The sequence below is a fragment of the Acinetobacter lwoffii genome (assembly GCF_049367455.1).
Taxonomy (GTDB): domain Bacteria; phylum Pseudomonadota; class Gammaproteobacteria; order Pseudomonadales; family Moraxellaceae; genus Acinetobacter; species Acinetobacter lwoffii_W.
The window spans coordinates 451,238-475,578 of the sequence record NZ_JBMPXW010000001.1 but is presented as its reverse complement, the minus strand read 5'-3'; the positions used below and the strand labels follow the sequence as shown (position 1 = coordinate 475,578).

The following is a 24,341-nucleotide window of genomic DNA, read 5'->3' as shown; positions in this document are numbered from 1 at the left end:
GATCATGAGATTCGCTCATTTATTTAAAACTTTCAGGTTGATCTGGCTAGCCCCGCTGCTCGTGAGTAGCAGTTGGGCAGCCCTTATTACCACCCCATATATCGCGCTATATAACCAGCCGAAATATGCCCAGGCCAAATCCCTGCCTTATGCCAATCCGCAAGCACCGAAAGGCGGTACGCTGATTCTGGCAGCTGATGGCAGTTTCGATAATTTGAACAGCATGAATGGCAAGGGCAATGTCACTGAAGGGGGCAACTATATTTTTGACAGTTTGCTGTCCAAGTCACTAGATGAGCCCGGTGTGTACTATCCCTTGCTGGCGGAAAAAGTCAGTTTTGACCCCAAGAAAACCGCCTTTATTATTTTTCATTTAAATCCCAAAGCACGGTTTAGCAATGGCCAGCCGGTGACTGCACAAGATGTCAAATACAGTTTTGAGTTGTTTCAGACCCAGTCCAATTTTGGCCTGCAGATGTATCTGGCTGATTTAAACCGGCTGGAAGTCCTGTCACCTTTACAGGTCAAAATGCATTTCAAATCCGGACATAATCCGGAAATGGCGATGATTGTCGCACAGATGCCCATTTATTCTAAACAGGAATGGCAAAAGCGTAATTTTAAAGAATTGACGCTGAAACCGATGCTGGGTTCAGGGCCCTATGTCATTGAACACATAGATGCTGGACGTAGTATTAGCTACAAACGCAATCCCCGATATTGGGGTAAAGACTTGATGGTCAACCGCGGGCGTTATAATTTTGACCGGATCAAGTATCGTTATTATCGTAGCCCTGAAATCAAGTTCGAAGCTTTCAAGTCGGGCCAATTTACCTTGCATGAGGAAAAACAGGTCAACCGTTGGGTGAAAGACTACCAGTTTCCTGCCGTTCAGCAAGGACAGGTGCAGCGTTACCGCTTTCAGCATCACAACCCGATTCCGACCCAGAGTCTGATATTCAATACCCGCCGTCAGCCTTTTGCCGATATCCGTTTCCGGCAAGCCTTGAGTTTTGCCTATGACTTTGAATGGCTGAATAAAGCCATGTTCTATGGTGAATATCAGCGCCTGAACAGCTTTTTTTCCAATAGCGAGCTTGCATCTTATGGACGGCCAGGCATTCAAGAACTGCACATTTTAAAACCCCATTTAAAGCAGCTTGATCCGGTTCAACGTCAGGCTGTACTGCAGGACTGGAAATATCCTCAGTCAGATGCCTCCGGTTTTAACCGGAACAATCTGTTAAAAGCCCGTCAATTGCTATTAAAGGCAGGCTATCGTTATCAACAGGGGAAGTTGATTAATGCTTCGGGTCAACCGGTACAAGTTGAGTTCCTGTTGCATCAGGCGGAGCAACAGCGTGATCTGATGCCATATCTGCGTCATTTAAAACGCTTGGGCATTCAGGCCAGCATTCGTATGGTAGAAACCGCGCAATATTATGAACGGCTGCGGAATTATCAGTTTGATATGATTGTTGATACCATGCCGCAATCCCTGACACCGGGGCAGGAGCAGAAACAGTTCTGGGGCAGTCAGGCCGCCACGCAGCCAGGTAATTATAATTATGCCGGCATTCGAAATCCGGCCATTGATGCTGTCATTCAGCAGGTGACTCAGGCTCAAAACCGTGAACAGCTGGTGAATAGTACCCGAGCATTAGACCGTTTACTGCGTGCAGGCTATTATCATATTCTGACTTATGGTACGGGCGAATACTGGTATGCTTACTGGAATATGTATCAGCAGCCGCAACGAAAACCTAAACTCTCCGCCGGGATTGATTACTGGTGGGTCGATGCGGCAAAGGCCAGACATGTGGCTGATTATTTCAAACAGCATTAAGCTCCAAGCCTATCAGGGAGTGCCATGAGCACTTATATTCTCAAACGTCTGTTGCTGATGATTCCAACCTTGCTGATCATTTTGCTGATCAATTTCATGGTGATCCAGCTGGCACCCGGTGGTCCGGTGGAGCAGGCGATTTATCAGGCGCAACAGGTTAATAGTTTGGCGCATACCGGATTGCAGTATCAGGGAAAGCAAGGCCTCACACCGGAGATGCTTGAGAAGATCAATATCCAGTACGGCTTTGACCAGCCGCTGCATATCCGCTTTTGGGAAATGGTAACGCGTTATGCGCAGTTTGATCTGGGACAGAGTTTTTTCAAAGACAAGCCTGTGACTGAACTCATCTGGGAAAAATTGCCCGTATCGCTTTCTTTAGGCCTATGGAGTACCTTGCTGATTTATCTGGTCTCCATTCCTTTAGGAATCAGAAAAGCCCGAAAACATGGCAGTCTATTTGATCAGACCACCTCTCTAGTTTTGGCCGTGGGCTATGCCATTCCAGCCTTTATTTTTGCCATTTTACTCATCGTCTTTTTTGCTGGCGGGTCTTATCTGCAATGGTTTCCCTTGCAGGGAATTCGCTCTGAAAATTTTGCTGAACTCTCATTCTTTGCGAAAATTCAGGATTATTTCTGGCATATGGCCTTGCCGCTGTTGGCCATGGTGCTCGGCGGATTTGCCAGTTTGACCTATCTGGTCAAATTTTCCTTTGTTGAAGAGCTGAGCAAGCAATATGTCCTGGCTGCACGGGCAAAAGGTTTAACTGAATATGCAGTGCTATATCGGCATGTATTCCGGAATGCCATTTTAGTGCTCATCGCAGGTTTGCCCGAAGTTCTGATCGGGGTGTTTTTCGTGGGCAACCTGTTTATCGAGATTATTTTTAATCTGGATGGGTTAGGTGTTTTAGGGTTTGAGGCAATTATCCAGCGTGACTATCCGGTGATTTTTGGTACTTTGTTTATTTTCACCTTGCTCGGTCTGATACTGCGTTTACTCAGCGATTTGCTCTATCAACTGATTGATCCAAGAATTCATTTCAGTTCACGTCGAGGATCACAATAATGTCTTCCTTGATGCAAGTACGCTGGCAACGTTTTAAGCAGCATACGCTGGGCTTTAGCTGCTTCATTATTTTCAGTGCTATTTTCATCATTTCCTTGGGTGCAGAACTGATTGCTAACGATAAACCCTTGCTGGTGAAATATGATCATGCTTTTTATCTGCCCATCCTGAAATCCTATCCGGAAACCACTTTTGGTGGGGTATTTGAGACAGAAGCAGAATATAAAGATCCTGCCGTACAGCAACTGATTGCAGAAAAAGGCTGGGCGATCTGGCCCATCATTCCGTTTTCCTATCAAACGCCAAATTTTGAACTGGCTGAACCGGTGCCATCGCCCCCGAGTGCGCAAAACTGGCTGGGAACAGATGATCAGGGCCGTGATGTTCTGGCACGGATTCTATATGGTTTAAGGATTTCATTACTGTTTGGTTTTGCTCTGACTTTATTGTCTGCGGTGCTGGGAATTTTAGCAGGGGCAATTCAGGGTTATTATGGTGGATGGATTGACCTGATCGGGCAACGCATACTCGAAGTCTGGAGCGGTTTGCCGATGCTGTTTATGGTGATGGTACTGGTCAGTCTGTTTACCCCGAGTATTTACTGGCTATTTCTGATCATGCTGTTATTTGGCTGGACCACACTGGTGAGTATGGTGCGCGCTGAGTTTTTGCGCGCCAGAAATCTGGAATACGTCTGGGCAGCAAGAAGTATTGGGGCCGGGGATGGACGGATCATGTTCAAACATATTCTCCCCAATGTGATAGGTTCTAGCCTGTCACAGTTACCTTTTATGCTAACCGCCAATATTACTGCACTGACAGCGCTGGATTTTTTAGGGTATGGTTTGCCACCCGAGTCGGCATCCCTAGGGGAACTCTTGCTTCAGGTCAAAAACAACTTAAATGCACCGTGGCTGGCATTGTCGGGATTCTTTAGTTTGGCAATTGTACTGAGTTTGCTAATCTATATGGGAGAAGCGGTACGGGATGTTTTTGATCCAAGAAACTAAATCACAAAAATCTTTAATCATGAAAAAATAAGCAGATAAAAATTGTGTAAATTTGACAAGACTGATTGTCAATTGTTCTGGCTTACGTTATAAACGAGTACAAAATAAAAGTAACGTATCAGGACAGATCATGACTCAATTGGCCGATTCCATTCAAATTCGTAATACCACTTTTAAAAATCGCATCATTAAAGGTGCCATGAGTGAAGCACTGGCCAATGATGCCGGCCAGCCCAATCAGGCGCATTTCAAGTTGTATGAAGCATGGGCCGAAGGTGGCTTGGGTTGTGCTATTACGGGTAATGTCATGGTGGATTATCGTGCCAAGAATGAACCGGGCGTCGTAGTGGTAGAAACAGAACGCGATCTGGCGCAGCTCAAAGTCTGGGCCGACGTAGGCAAACAACATGGTATGGTACAACTGGTCCAGTTGTCGCATCCGGGCCGCCAGTGTCCCAAGGGCCTGAATAAAGAAACAGTTGCACCGTCCGCAGTACCCTTTAGTCCGGCTTTGGCAATGAGCTTCGGAACCCCACGGGAACTGCGTGAAGATGAAATCCTGGATATTATCCAGCGCTTTGCCACTTCGGCTGCCATCTGTGAAAAAGCAGGATTTGAGGGGGTGCAGTTACATGGTGCACATGGTTATCTGATCAGTCAGTTTCTGTCACCGCTGACCAATAAGCGGCAGGATCAATGGGGTGGTAGTATTGAGAATCGTACCCGTTTCTTGCTGCAAACCTATCAGGCCGTACGTGCTGCGACTTCGGAAAATTTTATTATTTCAGTCAAGCTGAATTCAGCTGATTTCCAGCGCGGTGGTATTAGCGAAGAAGATGTCATCTATGTCTTTAAGGCGATGGACGCTGCAGGCATTGATATCATTGAAGTGTCAGGTGGTAGCTATGAAGCACCTGCGATGGCCGGCGTGAAAGCAGACAAGCGCAAGGCCTCGACCATTGCCCGTGAAGCCTATTTCCTCGATTTTGCCGAAAAAATCCGGCAGGAAGTGAAGTGTCATATCATGGTCACTGGTGGATTCCGAACTGTTGAAGGCATGAATGCTGCGCTCGACAGTGGTGCTTGTGATTTTGTCGGGATTGCACGTCCCTTTGCAGTAGAACCTGACTTGGGCAATCGTCTGGTTGCAGGGCAGGATGTACGTTATGCGGTTGAGAAAATTAAAACCGGTATTCCAATGGTCGACAAGATGGCGATTATGGAAATCATCTGGTATGCCGCGCAGTTTAAGGAAATTGCCAAAGGCAAGCAGCCTAATCCGAAACTCTCACCACTAAAAGTCTTTTTGCAGTATCTGAAAGGCAATGTCAAAGCGGTGATCAAGGGACAATTAAACTCGCGAAAATCGGCTTAATTTTGATCGCAGATTCAAATCTCAAGTGCGACACATTTGTAGTTAGTTGAAAAAGTTAGGTGTATTCGTAGAATCATTGGACTTTTTCAACTCGCAATTGGAAAGCACACAATGAAGAAATACACCCAACTTTCTCAAGATGAAAGATACGAAATTTATGCTACTTTGAAAAGTAAAAGTTCAATCGCTAGCCTTGCTCGGGAGTTAGGGCGTTCACGATCAACCATCTACCGTGAATTAAAAAGAAATACTGGGCAACGTGGATATAGAGCTCAACAGGCAGCGAAATTTGCAAGTCAAAGACGGTACCGTCCTTCATCACCCATGACAGCATTTGCCTTCGCTTATATTGATTACTTGATTGGCTTGGACTGGTCACCAGAACAAATTTTAGGTGCTTTAACACAACGCGGTTGGCTGGATGTACCTTCACATGAGTGGATTTACCAGTACATTTATGAAGATAAATCAAAAGGCGGTAAACTCCACCTACATTTAAGGCATCAGAAGAAATATCGAAAACGAGGTTACAAAAACACGGATCGTAGGGGGCAAATCATTGATAAAACAAGTATTCATTGCCGAGACCAGGTCATTGATCAACGACAACGTTTAGGAGATTTCGAAGGTGACACTGTAATTGGTAAACATCATAAAGGTGCTTTATTAACTCTCGTTGATCGAAAGAGCCTGTACGTACATATTGTTCATTTAGGGCCAACGAGAGCATCCTCTCAAACGATTACTTGTGCATTAGATCGTTTACGGATGAGCCATGCTTATAGTGTTACTTTTGATAATGGTAAGGAATTTGCCGAACACAAAAGAATCACTGATGCCGGCATAGATACGTATTTTGCTGATCCTTACAAGTCTATTCAACGAGCAAGGAATGAAAATACGAATGGTTTAATCCGGCAATATCTGCCAAAATCATCATCGTTTGATGACGTGTCAAACGAACAAATAGAGCAGATAGAATTTGCACTCAACCATCGTCCTAGAAAAACACTAGGTTGGTATACGCCTAGTGAAGTTATGGCTGGTTTTTATACTGTTGCACTTGCCGCTTGAATCCGCCGATTAAAAAAACCGGACACTGCAAATGTCCGGTTTTTTTAATTTCTGGCACTTAGGAGTGCTTTAGGAATAATGCATCGCCTGGGTCTGGAAAGGAAATAATAACTGGCTTAACTGACGGGTCGCCCATAAGCCTATGTCGGTGTGATGCATATGCGGCGCAGTATAAGGAATCAGTAAATCAATTTTCTGTTCAGCACCTTCACAGCGCATGAAGCGGCTTTTTAACTGATTCAAGCACTGCTGGTCCATACGGCTCATTGCGGGTTCAATTTTTGCCTGTGAAGGAGTTGCACTACGTGACGACAGGCGAGTTGCTAAGCCTGCGCCCTGAATCCAGTCTTTAATAATCTGTTTTTCGGTCGCATTAAAGACCCCAAACATTTTACCTTCCGGATGATCTATCATTTTCCAGAAGCGGCTTTGTTCTACTGGCGCATCTTTTACAATCCAGCCTTTGTCAATCATGATCTGCAAAAACTCGGCAATCTGGGCAGGATCGGATAACCAGTCATTGATGGTCTTGCCACTAAACTGGCATTTCTGATTATGAATATATTGACCGATCAGCGCTTTATTCTGGAAAACTTTTAAAGCCATCTGCCCAATATCCAATTCCTTAATGATCTGGGAGGAACTTTTGCCGATGTCATTTAGTACATAACCTTTCTTAATCAAATCTAAATAAGTGTGCGGATTTTCTGCATGATTAAAATGCTGGATAAACGCTTGCAGGGATTTCTGCGCATGACCATTGTGAGCATTATCAATAGTAATGTGCACATTGAAATAATGCGGATCAATACCCAGTTCAGCCAGTTCATAATTGGTGATTAACAAATGCAGCGGTAACTGTTCATAACCGAGATTGAAGCCAATGACCAGAGGTAAATATTTGGCCGGGGCATAAGCCAGTGCCAACTGTACGGCAGCCTGTTCATAGTAACTGTCATCCAGATGCTCGGCATAACTGTTCAGCTCATAATGACTCAACAGGTCCTGATACATGGTGACATGATTTGCACGCGGATGCCCTAAACCAAGCTCTTCGAGATAGATGTAAATCAAATCTTTTAGCTCGGGCTGATTACAGTTTGGCACGGTCGAATATAACCAGGCACCATCCACCAGTTTGACCGGTGCAACTTTCGCCAGGAATTCGAAAGCATGAGAAACCGTCGGAAAATATTCCCGAGGCTGCTGCTGTTTCCGGCGATTGACATAGGCCTGAAAAGTGGCACAGATTTGATGATGTTGTTCTAAAAGATGCTGTTCAACCTGTGTAGGCTGATCTAACCATCCAAGAGTATCAATATTTAAATTTTTAATCAGATCGCTCAAATAAGAGTCGGCTTTTTCGGTTTTGGTATATGTCGAAATTTCAGTATCTTGAAAAAAGTCGACCCAATCCTTAAAGCTTTTAATTTGATAATTATGATTTTTATTTGGCGATAAAGGTAAACTTAGCTCTGTGCTGACGAACATAATCTGATCCTTGCAGATTTCTCTTGATTTACCTTAACGTGCCCTCTAAAAGCAGGGTGTTGAATTTTTGTTCTAATTTATTGGTGTATTGCTTTAAATGAAAATGAACGGATATTTCTATGAATAGAAATGTTAAAACAATACAAATTGTAAAATTAAGAATGGGATGGCAGCCGAAAGAGTGAGGGAGTAATTTGAACAAATGATAAAAACTGGGTTTAAAGATTCGAGAAATAAAATTTTCAAGATAAAAAAAGCCCGAGTCGCAATGCTCGGGCTTTTTGTTGAGATGTTGCCATCTCGAATATGGCGTCCCTACGGGGATTCGAACCCCGGTTACCGCCGTGAAAGGGCGATGTCCTAGGCCTCTAGACGATAGGGACAGTACAGAAGATAAATTTTAAAACCCTTACTTTTAGCTTGAAGTAATGGCGTCCCTACGGGGATTCGAACCCCGGTTACCGCCGTGAAAGGGCGATGTCCTAGGCCTCTAGACGATAGGGACTTAATAAAATGTACTTCTGAAAATTGGCGTCCCTACGGGGATTCGAACCCCGGTTACCGCCGTGAAAGGGCGATGTCCTAGGCCTCTAGACGATAGGGACGTTTCAGAGGTGGGCGTATAATAGGGTGAAAACAGGGGGGTGTCAAACGCATTTCCATAAAAAAAATGATTTTCTGGGTTGAGTGCATAAATTTAAAACAATCTAGAGAAAATACTGGAAAATTACATGGTTTAAGCTGGATTTTTAAGCAATTCCAGAATTGCTTCTACTACCTGCGGATGGAGTAAATAGCCGGTAATATCATGCGGGCGGTGAATATGGGTACGAATGCCGTGGTTAATAATTGCGGGTTGAAACTGAAATGGCGGTTGTGTAAGAGGAAAGGCGGTAAGAAAATCATCAGTTGAATAAAAAATTTATCCAGTCGCCTGTAATTGCTGCAGGTCGTACAATGGGTTGCGGTAAATGTGACTGGATCACCTGAAAGGCTAATGGCGATCCTAAAGTAATAAAACGCTGTACGTTCAGTTCAGGATGCTGAATAAGATAATTATAGGCAATCACACTGCCCAGAGAATGAGCAATCACAATACAAGGTTTGCGACCATTCAATTGCCGGGCAATCCGCTCATGAACTTCCTTCATGAAAGCAGGATTGTCGAGATACAGATAGGTTTCAATCAGAAATTTCTGAAGCAGGCTCCGATGCAGACTGGGAAAATAATTCAGCAATAATACAAAGTCTCGCAGTGCAACATTTTTGCTTAGCGTGGTAATAAATTTGAATTTCTGTTTAAAATCCATCGTGTCATTCAAATGAAGCTGGGGAAGATCGGAAATCACGGGCTTGCGCCAGCCAGGACGTGGAACGGGTGCAGGAAGCTGAGGATGGACAGGTTGACGGAAACGAAAGCTGGGCCATTGCTGGGGCATTAAGGTGCCAGCATTCAGGATGTTGCGAACGTTATAGTGTGAAAGTAAGTCTCCATAAAATGGAATGTGAATGTGACGTCGTAAATAACTGAATCTGGCATCATGACGGTGTTTGCGAATGCCTTTTTGAAGTATATGCAGCCAGCGCTGGCGAATCGAAGCAGTGCTATGATGTTGCTGATTCATTCCATGAATAAAAATAATTTTCATCGATACCTCACGGAGGTCGATCTATATATTCACAGTATAGAGAAAATTGCGGCAAGCCAAGCTGCACTTTTTGTGGCGTTAATGTGTAAATTATCTTTGATAAAACAATCATTAACAGACATCTGTATATTTATAAAAAAGGTAGAAAAAGCAGTAAGCTGGTAGGTTCGGATGAAAGATTTTATTGAATAGAAAAAGAATATGAATGGAACGGTAAAAGTTGAATTTAGAGTTTGGCGTGAGTTTTATAGCAATTCCAGTAGCGCTTTAATGACGTCCGGATGCTGAATATAACCATCAATATCATGCGGATGATAGATGGAGGTACGAATCTCCTGATTAATAATCGCCGGCTGAAACTCGAAGGGTGGTTCTGATAATGGAAAGGTAGTCAGAAAATCATCGCTAGAATAGAAATTTATCCAATCGCCTGAAATTGCAGCAGGTCGTACAATCGGTTGCGGCAGATGAGCCTGGATGACCCGAAATGCCAACAACGGTGATCCGAGAGTAATAAAACGCTTGATATTCAGCTCCGGATGCTGAATCAAATAATTATAGGCAATCACGCTGCCGAGTGAGTGAGCCACCAGAATCTGTGGCCTGCTACTATAGAGTTGATTATGAATGCGGCAGTGAACTTCCTGCATAAAATGCGGGTTGGCCAAATAAAGATAAGTTTCCAGCAAAAATTTATGCAAAAAGCTGGCATGTAAGCTGGGAAAATAATTGATGAATACTGCAAAATCCCGCAAGGCAATATCTTTGCTTAATGCTGTAATGAATTTCAGTTTCTGATTGAAATTCAGGGCATCATCAAGATTTAACTGCGGGACGTCACAAATTTGATAGGTGCACTGATCTGGTGGCGGTGCTGGTTGCAGCTGTGCGGGATGTAAAAAAGGGAAATGCGGCCACTGTTGCGGCATCAGGGTGCTGGCATTCAAGACGTTATGAAAATGATGCCGAGAAAGTAAATCGCCATAAAAAGGGATACGGATATGCCGTTTTAAATAAGTAAAACGGGCTTGCTGTTGTGGGTTTTTCCGAAGGCCTGTTTTGAAGAGATGCAGCCAATGTTGACGTAATGAAGTAGCCGTATATTGTTGCTTGTTCATGCCGTGAATAAACACAATTTTCATCGACGCACCCTTAAGGCTGCCCACTATGGTTATAGTATAGATAAAAAAGAGCGACCGGAGCCGCTCTTTTAAAACTGATGATTAAGACTTGTTGTGATAAAAGGCATAATAACTTGCATAACACGCTGCAATAAATAGCAGACAGCCTATGAAGCTGATACGCATTGATGGATCAAAGACCATACTGATACAGGTAATAAAACAGAACACAAAGCCCAGGATTGGCACAATCGGGAACAATGGTGCAGCAAAGCCGAGTTCTTTGGCCGTATGACCCTGTTTATACCATTGACGACGGAAGTTGAACTGGCTTAAGCAGATACTCATCCAGACCACCACCATGGTAAATGCCGCAACGCCCAGCAAGTTGGTAAAGATCGTCTCTGGCGCAAACTGTTCAGACAATAAACCTGGCAATGCACCTAGCATGGTCACCATGACTGCAATATACGGTACACCGCGAGCATTCAGTCTTGAGAATACGGCAGGTAACTGTTTGCTATATGATAATGACCACATCATGCGTGAAGCAGCAAACAGGCCCGAGTTAGCAGCAGACAACAACGCAGTGATAATCACAAAACGGATGATGTCTTCAGCATAAGGAATACCAATATGCTGGAATACGGTTACGAATGGACTGCTGCTTACACCTTCAGCAGCTAAGCCTGCTTCCTGATGCGGAAGTAAGGCTGTTACCACAATGATCGTACCTACAAAGAAAATTAATAAGCGGAAAATCGCAGTGTTAATCGCTTTAGGAACATTTTTCGCAGGATCTTCAGTTTCACCGGCAGCCACACCAATCAGCTCGGTACCAGAGAAGGCGAAGTTCACGATCAGCATTGTGGCAAAAATCGGGAACAGACCTTCAGGGAACCAGCCCTGTGCCGTCAGATTGGTAAATAAAGGTGCAGCTTCATAGCCCTGATAGCCCAGAACACCAAAGATGGCCAATAGACCTAAAAGAATAAAAGCAACAACCGTGACCACTTTCACCAGTGCCAGCCAGAATTCGGATTCGGCAAACCAGCGGGTCGAAATCATATTGAGACTAAATACGAATACACCAAAGATAATGGTCCATAACCACATGGAAATATCCGGGAACCATTCCTGCATCAGCAAGGCCGCTGCAGTAAATTCAGTTCCGAGAGTGACCGACCACGTCAGCCAGTATAACCAGGTGATGGTATAGCCTGTGCCTGGTCCAATATAACGTTTGGCATAAGCACCAAATGAACCAGATTCTGGCATATGAACGGCAAGTTCGCCCAAACATAGCATCACCATGTACGCGATAATACCGCCCAGGAGATAAGCGAGAATGGCACCTACAGGCCCCGTTTGTGCAATGACTTCACCCGACCCTAAGAATAGGCCTGTTCCGATTGCGCCACCAAGCGAAATCATGACCAGATGTCGAGTACTCATAGCGCGTTTTAAAGGCGCAGAATTGCCCTGATGCGTAGCATCATTCGGAGATGAGTGCATAGGAAATAAGAAATACTTCAAAGGAATGAAGCGAGCTATTGTAGTGAAAAACTACAAATCTGCAATCGAATAATGGTGATTTCGAATAAGGTCTGATCGTATGAGATCAATATATGGCGTCCCTACGGGGATTCGAACCCCGGTTACCGCCGTGAAAGGGCGATGTCCTAGGCCTCTAGACGATAGGGACGTTGCGAGGTGATGCGTATATTAAGGATTAAGCCGGGGTTTGTCAAAAGGGTTTTTGCTAAAATTCATTTAACAGTTTAAACATTAGGCAAAACAAAAACTTTATTTTATTAAGATGTTATTTTCTGAACAAATTTCAAGACTATAAAAAATAATTATTTGAAAAGATCACTAAAACTTAGTGATCTGGAGTTTGATATTGTTTAGGCTGGGGATTTTCAGCAGGCGTTGTCACTGCCTCAGTCTGCGTAGTTTTATTGTCATCACGGTTGACGATATAGAGATACAGTGCCGAAGGTGCCAAAATAAGTAAAACAAGCAGGAATTTCTTGAGCATGGAAAAATTTCAAATCTTAAAATTAGTCTGATTATAGCCTAAGCAAATCTAAAAGAGCAGCAGCATGTACCTATTCAGGCTCTAGAATTTAAAAGTAACATCCGCAATAAATTGGCGGCCGATTTGTGGATAGACAATACCCGAATCCAGATAAAAATTATCACGATTCGTCACATTGTTAATCGTCAAACCTAAAATGGCTTTAAGGCCCTTATTTAAAGAAATATCATAGGTCGTCCGTACATCCCAGTAGAAGGTATTTTTGGTGGTGTATGGGATATACATATCATATTGTTCATTATTTTTATCAGAATAACCTTTTGATATTTTCTTCATGGCATCCACTTTGCCTTGGTAATTGATGAAGTTATTAATGCTTAAAGGAATCCGGTCAAATTTAATATTCCAACCTAAACGTGTTGTCCAGGGAGTATTAAAGATTTCAGATGGCTTATCTTCAGCATTGATCAATTTACCATCGTAGTAGATGATGGGTGTGCCGGTATAATACGCTGTGCTGTATGAGTCGAAGTTACGCTGGGTTTCAGTATAATCTGCATTTAGGCTGAATAAATGCTGTGTGCCAAATAACTTCAATGGGCTAATGTTAATCACACTTAAGGTATAAATATTAGATTCAGATTTACCTTCATTATCATAAGTATAGCTAAAGCGATTCGTTGAAATGACTGGATCTTTAACTGATTCTGTGCGGCGGATCTGGTCCTTATTTTGACGATTAACCCATTTTAGACCAATACGGCTATTTGCATATTCAGCATTGATTCCGAACATGGTTTCATCTGCATAAGGGGTATCAAGCTGCGAACGATAAGTAAAAGAACCGGCATATGCTTTTTCTTTCCAGTCAGCTGATAGGTTGTCACGTGTTTGGCGAATGATCAATAAACCTTTTTGATCTTGTAATTCATTATAAAAGGCATTTAAACCATAGTAGCGGTTCCAGCCAGTGGTAAAGGATAATTGTTCATTAGCAAAAGGTTTAAAAACAAATGAGCTACGTGGTGCAACATTATTATTTTTAGTTAAGCTGTCATAGTCTGCACGAAAGCCAAGTGTTGCTGTGAAGTATCTGTCCCATTGAATCTGATCCTGTAAAAATGCATGCCAACGGTCTTGCTGTACCTCAGTTTTACCTGCCAAATAAGAGGTGCGATTTTTTAGAAACTGTCCGTCTTGGCCATTTCCTTCATCACATGCATCATATTTATTACCAGTATTTGAATAACAGCTGAGATTGGCAATATTTCCAGTCGCACTAGAATAAATGCTTGTTGTGACAGGACGTTCCCAATGAGCATTGTAGTGTCCATATCCTCCGCCCATTTTGAACGTGTGGGTCGTGTGCTGGGTTTGAATGGGTTCAAATAATGCCTTAAGACTATATTCCAGTTTTTCTTCCTGCTGCTGAGTGCTTCCGAAGCTGCCTTCAATTTGTATACCCGAGGACTTCCAGTTTTTGGTTGATGATTTCAACCAGGAAATATTATCTGTCGCACTTTTACGGTTTGCAGTCTGCATTTGATAATTGACTTGTTGCTCAAGTTCAACTGAATTCAATTTATTTTTTAAGTTGATATAGAGACTTTGGCTGTCTGATATATGTGAGCTTTGGGAGTTATGAGTCGATGAAAGAAAATAGTCACCACTCGATTCCATGAATTGTGTGCCAATCTTTAAAACCGTATTGTCACTGGGAGTATAGAAAAACTCTATACCTGCATTGTTTGAACCTCGTTTTTGTTCATAAGAATCTGGTTTAGCAATACTTGTTTTTAAAGGAATATCTGCACGGCGATATGAACCAAATGCATTGAAACCCAAACTTTCAGCAAGTTTGCCATAAGACGTTGTACTGATCCCTTGACGTGTAAAGAAAGGTTGTTTGCTTTCACTGGTTGAATTTTCAAATTCTTCAGTTGCTTCTTTACTAGGGAAATTGATGTCTGACCAATGATCAGAAGTATAGTCATAGCTCAGGCTGCCATGAATTTTACCAATTTCGGTTTGGGGAGCACAGGTTTCTGCACTGACTACGCCACCTGTGAACTCACCAAATTCGGCACCCACATTGCTATCAAGTAGGGTGATTTTACACAGCAGATTAGTATTAATCGTCACTACTTGTGAGCTTTCCATCATTTCATTCAGGGTATTACTTTTTGCATCACTACCTGGATTAATGTTGTTATTAATGCTGAGGCCATTGATCAAAAACTTATTATCGTAGGGTAGGCTGCCATTAATACTGATATCCGTCGCGTTGAGTTCGCCTTGCTGCAATCCACTACGTGCGTTTGAATCAAATTGTACATTCGGATTAACTTTTAATAATTCAGTGATGGTCTTAGAGCCATTTGGTATTTGCTGTATGTCCTCTTTATTGTAAACCGTTTTCCCCACCTCATTTTCTGTTTTAGCTTTAATCACAATGGTGGAAAACTTAACAGAAGCTTGTGATTTGACTTGTTCTGATTGATCGGATTTTTCAGCAAAAACAGTTGAACTCAATGCAGTTAAAACCGCAATAGAAAGTGGGGAATAAGCAAAACGCATGAGAGAGCTTGATTATGAGAAAGATAATGTAAGTAATTATCATTAACTATGGTGTGGTAATCAATGAAAATGAGAATTATTTTCATTGATTAATTGGTGAAAGTGTAAGACTTGAGCAGCTTAAGATGCTGATCAAAGAAATATAAAGAAGAGAAAAATAGATGGCGTCCCTACGGGGATTCGAACCCCGGTTACCGCCGTGAAAGGGCGATGTCCTAGGCCTCTAGACGATAGGGACGTTTAGAAGATGGCGGTATCTTATTGATCCGCCACCAGAGTGTCAAGCAGGTGAGGTGCGAGTTTGTTTAAAATATAGCAAAACAGTTCAGCGGTCTTCTGCGTATCATATAATGCAGAATGGGCTTCTTTACCATCAAACTCGATTCCAGCTTGGATACAGGACTTCGCCAGTACAGTCTGACCAAACATCACCGCACTTAAAGTCACTGTATCGAAGACAGAAAAACTATGAAACGGATTCTGGTTTTTGGTCCCGGTACGGGCAATCGCGGCCTGAAGAAAACCTAAATCGAAATGTGCATTGTGTCCGACTAAAACTGCATGGGTACAATTTTGCTGGCGACGCACTTCATTCACAGATTTAAAAATACGCTTAAGCGCAGTTTTCTCATCTTCGGCCATGGCGATTCGCATTGGATTAGAAGGATCGATCCCAATAAACTCCAGCGAACGTCGGTCGAGGTTGGCCCCTTCGAAAGGATTGATATGTGCATGGTAAGCTTGACCCGGCACAAATTGACCATCCTCATTATAAACAATCGGAATGGCCGCAATTTCCAGCAATGCATCAGTCTGCGCATTAAAACCTGCAGTCTCGACATCGACAACTACAGGTAAGAATCCACGAAAACGTTGACCAATGATTGGGAGCGTTTCATTTGTCACACTTTTCTCCATTGAATGGTTTTACCCGCATACAGTGGGATAATCTGTTCACCATCCAGATAGTCTAAACTTTCAGGGATTACTTGATCTTCTTTAACCAGGGTAATGGTATTGGTATTACGTGGCAGGCCATAGAAGTCTGCACCAAAATGGCTGGCAAAACCTTCCAGGCGTTCAATTTTACCCACCTGATCAAATGCCTGAGCATACAGCTCAATGGCAGTCGGCGCACTATAACATCCTGCACAGCCACACGCATTTTCTTTTGCATTTTTTGAATGCGGCGCGCTGTCTGTTCCCAAGAAAAATTTAGGATTACCGCTGGTTGCGACTTCCAGCAAAGTTTGCTGATGCGTTTGACGCTTTAAAATCGGCAAGCAGTAGAAATGCGGCTTGATCCCACCAACCAGCATGTCATTGCGGTTAAACAATAAATGTTGCGGCGTAATGGTTGCAGCGACATTACGGTCTTGCTCAAGTACAAAGTTTGCTGCTTCGCTGGTGGTGATGTGTTCGAGCACCAGTTTCAGCTTGGGAAATTGTCTGAGTAAGGGAGCCAGCACTTCATCCAGGAAACGCTTTTCACGGTCAAAAATATCGACATGATTATGCGTCACTTCACCATGTAGCAATAAAGGCACTTGGTGTTCTTCAAGCTGTTCAATTACGCCGTAGACTTTGCTCATATCGCTCACACCACTATCGGAGTTGGTGGTCGCACCCGCAGGATAGAGCTTGATGGCATTGACATGCGCAGATTCTTTGATCTTCTTAACTTCGCTTGCCGGGGTGTTGTCAGTGAAATACAGCACCATACGCGGGTCGAAATTTACCCCTTCAGGCACATGTGCCATGATACGTTCACGGTAGGCATTGGCTTCTTCGACAGTTTTAACGGGTGGCACCAGATTTGGCATGCAAATGGCGCGAGAAAACTGCTTGGCTAAATCGGGAACGGTACGTTGAAGTGCTAAACCATCACGCAGGTGAACGTGCCAATCATCTGGCTGGAGAATCGTAATCGTATTCAAGGCAAATTCAGTCGAACAAATAAAACAAATGATAATCCATCTATAGTAAAAATGGTAACGAGAAAGCGCTACAAAATAAGGGATATGTATAAATTAATTTTAAAAAGTATGTTATTTTAAAATTAATAAAAAAATTACATAAATACTTGGCAATGGAATACAAGTACAATCTAGCGAAATTGCAAGATGATAAAGAAGATATAGAACAACTGATTACACGGCAAAGCCAGCGTGTAGGCCCGGTCTTCCCTCAAAATCTGGAACAAGAATTCTGGACCAAAAATCTGGAACGCGCCCGCAAACATGTCGAAAAATATGTGTGGGCTGGGGTATTGGCCTATTTCCTTTTTTTAGTGGTAATGATTCCTACAGATTACTGGAGCATCAGCAAAGAATATTTCGTGCATGATTTTGTTCTGTGTATGTTGGGCTTGCTCAACGGCGGCGTGTCATTAATCATTTTTTATATGTTCTCCTGTTTACCCAAGATCAAGCGCTTTTTTCCGCAGGCTTCGATGCTGTTGGTGTTCTGGGTACAGTTGTCAATTTCATGCATTACCATGTCGATTAAAACTGATGCCTTGCAGCATCAGTCCATGGCCATAGTCACGATCGTATATATCCTGGGTTATGTTCTGACCGGTATTAAGCCGATTCAGATGCTGGTCACCGGACTGCTCGCCGCCGCAACCACCATTATTGTATTGTTCGGTCTGTCAGTTGAATTTAATCCTATGGTTTTTGGCCGGATTTTAATTGGAAGTTGCTTGCTGGGTTATGTGATTAGCCATATGATTTTTGCCCGTGAGCGTGTGATATTTCTCTATAGCATTCGCGCCAGAATCAGTGAGCAGATCCAGCGTATCCATACCAACGAATTATTACATTTGAGTCAGTACGATGAGCTGACCAAGATTTCCAATCGACGGACTTTTGATGAGACGCTGCAAGTCCATTTCGAACGTGCACATCGTGAAGAAACGGCATTGGCAATTCTGTTTATCGATGTAGATTTCTTTAAAAATTACAACGATTTTTATGGGCATCAGAAAGGTGATGATGTCATTTCGACTATTGCCAAAACCATCAAAAATGCGATCCGTCATATGGACTTTGTCGCGCGTTATGGCGGGGAAGAGTTTGTGGTGCTCTTGCCAGAAACGAATGCACATGGTGCTTATGCAGTGGCTTCAAATATTTTTAAGGCGATTGATCGTCTGGAAATTCCACATGAAAAATCCTCGGTTGCGAAACATATCACCATCAGTTTAGGCATTACCGTCTATCGTGGTGAAGATGATATTGATAAAGACGCCTTATTGGGAATCGCGGATCAGGCGCTATATCGTGCCAAACAGCTTGGACGCAACCAGATTTATTATCAGTCCATTCGTTCAGTCAATTCAGATATCGCAAATGGTTAGAGATTATTACAATCAATAAACGAACCCTCAATAAAAAACCGCTCATCAGGAGCGGTTTTTTATGAAATTAAAAAGGACTAAAACTTAGTTTTTGTCTTTTAGTTGTGGCACTGCAGATGCTGAACCAACTGCCAATAAACCAGTCTCTGTATAGATGCCCAGTTTCGCACGAGTATCCGTGATATCCAGGTTACGCATGGTCAACTGACCAATACGATCCATCGGCGAGAACATAGAATCACCTTTCTCCATAGTCAAACGCTCAGCTTCATAAGTGAGGTTCGGAGATTCAGTATTCATAATGGTGTAGTCATTACCACGACGCAATTCGATCGTTACAGTACCGGTAACTGCTTTAGCAACCCAACGCTGTGCAGTTTCACGCAGCATAAGCGCTTGAGAATCGAACCAGCGACCTTGGTAAAGCAAACGACCTAAACGTAGACCGTTAATACGGTATTGTTCAATCGTATCTTCGTTATGAATACCCGTTACCAGACGCTCATAAGCGATGTGAAGCAGCGCCATACCCGGAGCTTCATAGATACCGCGAGATTTCGCTTCGATGATCCGGTTTTCGATTTGATCCGACATACCTAGACCGTGACGGCCACCGATGCGGTTCGCTTCAAGAATAAATTCAACTGGATCTTCAATGCGTTGACCGTTGATAGCAACCGGGAAGCCTTCTTCAAAAGTAATCGATACTTCTTCAGCTTTTACTTCTACGTCATCTTTCCAGAACGCAACGCCCATGATTGGCTCAACGATTTTGATGCCTGCATTCAGGTATTCAAGATCTTTAGCTTCGTGCGTCGCACCCAGCATGTTTGAGTCAGTTGAATAAGCTTTTTCTTTTGACATTTTATAGTCAAAACCATTGTCGATCAGGAACTGTGACATTTCTGCACGTCCGCCCAGCTCGTCAATGAAAGTTTGGTCTAACCAAGGCTTGTAGATTTTAAGCGCAGGATTGGTCAATAAACCATAACGGTAGAAACGTTCAATGTCGTTGCCTTTATAAGTCGAACCGTCACCCCAGATGTTAACGTCATCTTCTTTCATGGCAGTTACCAGCATGGTGCCAGTTACTGCACGACCCAATGGTGTCGTGTTGAAATAAGGCATACCACCTGTAGAAATATGGAACGCGCCACATTGAATTGCAGCAATACCTTCTAATGCAAGCTGTAAACGGCAGTCGATTAAACGTGCTTTTACTGCGCCATAAGCTTCAGCTTTTTTTGGAATCGCATCGTAATCGTCTTCGTCTGGCTGACCCAAGTTAGCTGTGTAAGCATAAGGTTCAGCGCCTTTTTGTTTCATCCACAAAAGAGCAGCAGAAGTATCTAGACCACCAGAGAAGGCAATACCAACTTTTTTACCTACTGGGACATTCTGCAAGATAGTTGCATTATCAGACATTGTTCATCCTAATGATATGAAATAGGCACGCCAGAATTGGTGGCCTGAAAAAATACATATTGCCTCAATTGTATCATTAATTTATTTAGGTTTGCTTTAGAAAAGAAAAACTCGTTTTAAAATCTCTATTCAATAGGCTTAAATAATCATAAATCGCACGATTTTCACCAGAATCCTGCTGAAAACAAAGAAAATTGGTTATATTCAGCCGAATAAAGTTAAAAATCAGATAAAACAGGAATAAAAGCATGGCGACTCGCATCCCACCTTTACCTAATTTAAATCCTAAAACCAAGAATGAAACGCTGGCACTGTTGCATGGGATTTATGCCGGCCTGATTGGTTTTAGTACAGTGCTGTTTTTATATCTTGAATATCAGCAATCCAGTATTTCCATGCTGAGTTTAGGTGTGGTGTTGCTACTTTTAGGCTTGCTGATGTTTTTTAATATACAGGCCAGTATTAAGGTGAAGCAGGGTAATGGATCAGGGCGGACATTATCCAGAGTGATGGCAATCCTCATGCTGTTCAGTTTTCCGATTGGGACAGTATTGGGTGCGATTGCATTATGGAAATCCAGCGCACGACAATGGCAGAACTAATTCGTCATGTATAGAGCGAGCTGGTGTTGAAGATTGATGTTTGTGCCTGAAAATGCTGAACTCCGGGTCATAAAAAGCCTCTGAAAATCAGTTAAAGTAAGGGAATGACTTGCTCAGCCAAATATAATCAGGGATTTGTTATGACCACGACGCGCTATGCCAACATTTTAAAGCCACTGCATTTGGGTTTTACCACCATTAAAAACCGGGTGGTGATGGGGTCGATGCATACTGGTCTGGAAGACCGCTTCTATAACTATCCTAAACTGGCTGCGTATTTTGGTGAACGAGCAAAGGGTGGCGTAGGTCTGCTGATTACAGGGGGAATATCGCCAAACCGTCAAGGCTGGTTGTTGCCGGCGGGTGGTACCATGAATACCTTGAGGGACATTGCACCGCATCGTCTGGTAACGCATGCAGTGCATAAGCATGGCGCCAAAATTCTTTTGCAAATTCTGCATGCCGGACGCTATGGCTATCAGCCTTTCGTGGTTTCAGCCAGCCCGATCAAATCGCCGATTTCTCCTTTTAAGCCGCGTGAAATGTCAGATAAACAGATTCTGAATACCATTCAGGATTATGTGAAAACTGCCAGCATTGCCAAAAAAGCCGGCTATGATGGCGTGGAAATCATGGGTTCGGAAGGCTATTTGCTGAATCAGTTTTTAAGCCGTCATGTTAATCAACGTGCCGACCGTTGGGGTGGCCCGATCGAAAACCGGATGCGTTTTGCCGTAGAAATTGTTAAAGCGATTCGCGCTGAAATTGGTGAGAAATTTATTATCTGTTTCCGTTTGTCACTTCTCGATTTGGTACATGATGGCAATACCATGCAGGAAGTGATTACCGTAGCTAAAGCTTTGGAAAAGGCAGGAATTACTTTGCTCAATACCGGGATTGGCTGGCATGAAGCACGTATTCCAACTATTGTGACTTCCGTGCCTCGAGCTGCTTTTGTCGATTACACTTCTGAAGTTAAGAAACATGTTTCGGTGCCGGTGATTGCCTCTAACCGGATCAATATGCCAGACACTGCCGAGGCGATTCTGGCCTCTGGTCAGGCAGATATGGTACAGATGGCACGTCCACTTTTGGCCGATGCTTTCTGGGTCAACAAAACCGCAACCAATCGTGTTGATGAAATCAATACCTGTATCGCCTGTAATCAGGCTTGCTTGGATCATACCTTTAAAAACCAGCGCGCAACCTGTCTGGTCAATCCGCGTGCCGCTTATGAGACCGAACTGGTCTATGTCAAAACCAAAAAACCGAAAAGTATTGCAGTGATTGGTGGTGGTGTTGCAGGTCTGTCAGCGGCTACTGTCGCAGCCAGTCGCGGGCATGATGTCACTTTGTTTGAGGCCAGTCATGAAGTAGGCGGGCAGTTCAATCTGGCTAAAGTGATTCCGGGGAAAGAAGAATTTCACGAAACGATTCGTTATTTTAAAGTGCAGCTAGAAAAAACCGGAGTTGATCTGCGTCTCAATACCCGAGTCAACCGCGAGCAGTTGGAGCGTGAGGGTTTTGATGAGGTGATTGTGGCTACAGGGGTTGTGCCGCGTGCCTTGAATATCGAAGGCAGTCAGGCACCACAAGTATTATCTTATGCAGAAGTGCTACGTGGCGCACCTGTCGGTGATCGTGTTGCGGTTATTGGCGCAGGCGGGATCGGTTTTGATGTGTCCGAGTTTTTATTAAAGCCACCGCATCAAATACAGCCGCAACCTGTGGATGAGTGGAAGCGTGAATGGGGTGTAGATTCTCATCCAGATTATGTGACTGAAGGCGGGTTACAGCGTGCTGAAGTAGAACCTCCAGTACGGGAAATTTATCTATTACAACGTAAAAAGACACCGCTTGGCGCAGGACTAGGCAAGACTTCAGGCTGGGTACATCGTGCCCAATTAAAAAAACATGCCGTGCGGATGTTGCGCGGTGTGCAATATAAATCTGTCACGGATGAAGGCTTATGGATTGAGGTAGATGGCCATGCTCAATTATTGCGTGTGGATAGCATTGTGGTATGTGCAGGTCAGGAATCGGTAAAAGACCTGATGCCGAGTGCTGGGGAAAATACCTTGGCGCAGTATCATATTATTGGCGGTGCAAAACTGGCTGCTGAACTCGATGCCAAGCGCGCCATTCGTGAGGGAGCGGAATTAGCAGCAAAACTGTAAGGATTTGATGAAACTATATGCAGTTGATTGCATTCACTGTAATTTTCACTTGTCAGCCGGACAAAAGCTCCGTATTATTGCGCCCATGGAAGCGTGGCAGAGCGGTTTAATGCACCGGTCTTGAAAACCGACGAGGGTGTGAGTCCTCCGTGAGTTCGAATCTCACCGCTTCCGCCAAATTTTAAAAACCCCAGTCGAAAGATTGGGGTTTTTTTATTTCTATGATTTTAATAAAACGATTTAAAATAAGCTGATAGCGAACAAAGTCAAAATTTTAAAATTCCATAATTAATAAATATTCTTTAATTGCCTACTTCAATTTTGATTAATGCCAACGCAATTCTTTCCACATGTTGGTAAGCCGGTTGTTCCAGTTCTTCACCAAAAATATCCGGGTCAATTTCTTCATAGGACCAGATTATATTTTGATGCTGTTTCATCAAATCTTTAAGATGCTGCAAAAACAGATTGCCATGTTCAGTCACGGTCACACCGGTATATAGAAATAAATGTCCGCCAGAATTCAGGCGCTGTAGACCTTCTTTTATAATCCTGAATGATAAATCACAGCCATCCAGCGCATTACCGCCATGACGATATTGACGTTGTTCGGGATCAATTAAATACGGTGGATTAGCAAAAATCAGATCAAATTTTCCATCAAGATTGGAAAATAAATTACTTTGAACCGGATGAATATGGTTTAAGCCGGCAAAACTGATATTAATCTGGCTATAGAGCAAGGCTTTGGGATTCAGGTCTGCAACCATCATTTCATTCACATCTGGAAAATGTCTGGCAATGCTGATCGCGGCTGCTGAAGTGCCACAACACATTTCCACGACCCGTTTAAAAGGGCGAGGCTGAGCAGCTAGATATTGCTTGAGATGATAGATAAAGCGATACGTATCCGGACCGAAAAATACCGCATCTTGCTGAGTGGTTGGAAAAGCTGAATGAATAAAGAGTTCGCCATCGAGTGAAGAAACCCGAACCTGACTCAAGTATTGATCTCCCTGAACCTGTAGAAGCTGATGTTCTTGCAATAATGTAAAAAGGGCAGAATCAAGATCAGTTTTTTTAAAGTTTAGATTCCAGCCAAAGATATCCTGATGGGTTCTGTGCTTATAAATTTCATTCTTTTTTCGATTCAGAATTCGCTGGTGGGAAAGCGGTGTAATGGTCGTAAACTGATAATCTTGTTGTTTTAAAAAGGCTAATAAATAAAGCAAAGCTTGCTGCGGGCTGCTTTGAATCTCTAAAATTTGGTTCATACGGATATGCTCTTCTATTTATTTAACCTACATGAAAAGATTAATTCACTTTATGCCTGCAAAAGACAATATCAAACCAGTCGTGAATGATCAAAGCTATACAGCACTGGATTCCATGGAAAGGGATCAGTTTATATTCACCTAAATAATGCATTGCTTAGGTAAAAATGTGATGAGAATTGGTTGGATTTGTATAGGTCGTAGGCATAATTTTATTGGTTAAGCAGCCTTATTATGATTTTGCGAA

Annotated in this window: 17 protein-coding genes, 6 tRNA genes and 1 pseudogene; 9 read left to right on the top strand and 15 right to left on the bottom strand. The window is 43.1% G+C overall.

Features of this window, described 5'->3' with window-relative positions; all coding sequences use genetic code 11:
* The first annotated feature begins 4 nt into the window (after positions 1-4).
* The 5 genes from ACO1B7_RS02395 to ACO1B7_RS02375 all read left to right on the top strand — a co-directional run bounded on the left by ACO1B7_RS02395 (position 5) and on the right by ACO1B7_RS02375 (position 6,376).
* The gene (locus ACO1B7_RS02395; RefSeq protein ID WP_423089778.1) at positions 5-1,846 is read left to right on the top strand and encodes an extracellular solute-binding protein; all 1,842 of its coding nucleotides are present in this window, start codon (positions 5-7) and stop codon (positions 1,844-1,846) included.
* Between the two features lie 24 nt (positions 1,847-1,870).
* Entirely contained in the window at positions 1,871-2,917 is a 1,047-nt protein-coding gene (yejB, locus tag ACO1B7_RS02390; protein ID WP_423089777.1) for a microcin C ABC transporter permease YejB, read from the top strand.
* Positions 2,917-3,927: an ABC transporter permease gene (locus ACO1B7_RS02385; protein ID WP_423089776.1), complete on the top strand. Its 1,011-nt coding sequence runs from the start codon at positions 2,917-2,919 to the stop codon at positions 3,925-3,927. The genes yejB and ACO1B7_RS02385 overlap by 1 nt, the downstream gene beginning before the upstream one ends.
* Positions 3,928-4,057: 130 nt before the next feature.
* Positions 4,058-5,302, top strand: coding sequence for an NADH:flavin oxidoreductase/NADH oxidase family protein (locus ACO1B7_RS02380; RefSeq protein ID WP_144724467.1), 1,245 nt, complete (start codon positions 4,058-4,060; stop codon positions 5,300-5,302).
* A 111-nt stretch (positions 5,303-5,413) separates the two neighbouring features.
* The gene (locus tag ACO1B7_RS02375; protein WP_005095842.1) at positions 5,414-6,376 is read left to right on the top strand and encodes an IS30 family transposase; all 963 of its coding nucleotides are present in this window, start codon (positions 5,414-5,416) and stop codon (positions 6,374-6,376) included.
* 69 nt (positions 6,377-6,445) lie between these two features.
* Here the strand turns inward: ACO1B7_RS02375 and ACO1B7_RS02370 are convergent, their stop codons facing one another.
* The 13 genes and pseudogenes from ACO1B7_RS02370 to pyrC all read right to left on the bottom strand — a co-directional run bounded on the left by ACO1B7_RS02370 (position 6,446) and on the right by pyrC (position 17,192).
* Positions 6,446-7,867 (bottom strand): iron-containing redox enzyme family protein, encoded by a 1,422-nt coding sequence (locus tag ACO1B7_RS02370; protein ID WP_423089775.1) that lies wholly within the window; start codon positions 7,865-7,867, stop codon positions 6,446-6,448.
* 307 nt (positions 7,868-8,174) lie between these two features.
* A tRNA-Glu gene (locus ACO1B7_RS02365) sits at positions 8,175-8,250 on the bottom strand.
* Between the two features lie 46 nt (positions 8,251-8,296).
* Positions 8,297-8,372, bottom strand: a tRNA-Glu gene (locus ACO1B7_RS02360).
* Positions 8,373-8,396: 24 nt separating this feature from the next.
* Positions 8,397-8,472: transfer RNA gene (locus ACO1B7_RS02355), tRNA-Glu, on the bottom strand.
* A gap of 131 nt (positions 8,473-8,603) precedes the next feature.
* Positions 8,604-9,516: pseudogene (locus tag ACO1B7_RS02350) on the bottom strand (alpha/beta fold hydrolase).
* 245 nt (positions 9,517-9,761) lie between these two features.
* Positions 9,762-10,658 (bottom strand): alpha/beta fold hydrolase, encoded by an 897-nt coding sequence (locus ACO1B7_RS02345; protein ID WP_423089774.1) that lies wholly within the window; start codon positions 10,656-10,658, stop codon positions 9,762-9,764.
* 81 nt (positions 10,659-10,739) lie between these two features.
* On the bottom strand, positions 10,740-12,152 hold the full coding sequence (locus tag ACO1B7_RS02340; RefSeq protein WP_004279544.1) for an amino acid permease: 1,413 nt from the start codon (positions 12,150-12,152) through the stop codon (positions 10,740-10,742).
* A gap of 114 nt (positions 12,153-12,266) precedes the next feature.
* Positions 12,267-12,342: transfer RNA gene (locus ACO1B7_RS02335), tRNA-Glu, on the bottom strand.
* 177 nt (positions 12,343-12,519) lie between these two features.
* The gene (locus tag ACO1B7_RS02330; RefSeq protein ID WP_423089773.1) at positions 12,520-12,678 is read right to left on the bottom strand and encodes a hypothetical protein; all 159 of its coding nucleotides are present in this window, start codon (positions 12,676-12,678) and stop codon (positions 12,520-12,522) included.
* Positions 12,679-12,759: 81 nt separating this feature from the next.
* Positions 12,760-15,255 carry a TonB-dependent receptor plug domain-containing protein gene (locus tag ACO1B7_RS02325; protein ID WP_005266987.1) on the bottom strand — a complete coding sequence of 832 codons (2,496 nt, stop codon included), beginning with the start codon at positions 15,253-15,255 and terminating at the stop codon, positions 12,760-12,762.
* Between the two features lie 162 nt (positions 15,256-15,417).
* Positions 15,418-15,493: transfer RNA gene (locus ACO1B7_RS02320), tRNA-Glu, on the bottom strand.
* Positions 15,494-15,513: 20 nt separating this feature from the next.
* The gene (rnt, locus tag ACO1B7_RS02315; protein WP_034438210.1) at positions 15,514-16,173 is read right to left on the bottom strand and encodes a ribonuclease T; all 660 of its coding nucleotides are present in this window, start codon (positions 16,171-16,173) and stop codon (positions 15,514-15,516) included.
* Entirely contained in the window at positions 16,158-17,192 is a 1,035-nt protein-coding gene (gene pyrC / locus ACO1B7_RS02310) for a dihydroorotase (RefSeq protein ID WP_004279558.1), read from the bottom strand. The genes rnt and pyrC overlap by 16 nt, the downstream gene beginning before the upstream one ends.
* A gap of 152 nt (positions 17,193-17,344) precedes the next feature.
* Here pyrC and ACO1B7_RS02305 point away from each other — a divergent pair, with 152 nt between their 5' ends.
* Entirely contained in the window at positions 17,345-18,616 is a 1,272-nt protein-coding gene (locus ACO1B7_RS02305) for a GGDEF domain-containing protein (RefSeq protein WP_423089772.1), read from the top strand.
* 84 nt (positions 18,617-18,700) lie between these two features.
* Here the strand turns inward: ACO1B7_RS02305 and argG are convergent, their stop codons facing one another.
* Complete coding sequence (gene argG / locus ACO1B7_RS02300) at positions 18,701-20,041, bottom strand: argininosuccinate synthase (protein WP_004279561.1); 1,341 nt, start codon at positions 20,039-20,041, stop codon at positions 18,701-18,703.
* Positions 20,042-20,289: 248 nt separating this feature from the next.
* On the opposite strand from argG, the gene ACO1B7_RS02295 reads away from it, so the two are divergent.
* From ACO1B7_RS02295 to ACO1B7_RS02285, 3 genes are all read left to right on the top strand, one after another.
* Complete coding sequence (locus tag ACO1B7_RS02295; protein WP_005266982.1) at positions 20,290-20,643, top strand: hypothetical protein; 354 nt, start codon at positions 20,290-20,292, stop codon at positions 20,641-20,643.
* 140 nt (positions 20,644-20,783) lie between these two features.
* Positions 20,784-22,820, top strand: a complete 2,037-nt coding sequence (locus ACO1B7_RS02290) for an FAD-dependent oxidoreductase (protein ID WP_423089771.1) — start codon at positions 20,784-20,786, stop codon at positions 22,818-22,820.
* Between the two features lie 87 nt (positions 22,821-22,907).
* Positions 22,908-22,997, top strand: a tRNA-Ser gene (locus tag ACO1B7_RS02285).
* Positions 22,998-23,122: 125 nt separating this feature from the next.
* Here ACO1B7_RS02285 and ACO1B7_RS02280 read toward each other — a convergent pair.
* Positions 23,123-24,094 carry a methyltransferase gene (locus ACO1B7_RS02280; RefSeq protein ID WP_423089770.1) on the bottom strand — a complete coding sequence of 324 codons (972 nt, stop codon included), beginning with the start codon at positions 24,092-24,094 and terminating at the stop codon, positions 23,123-23,125.
* Positions 24,095-24,341 lie beyond the last annotated feature (247 nt).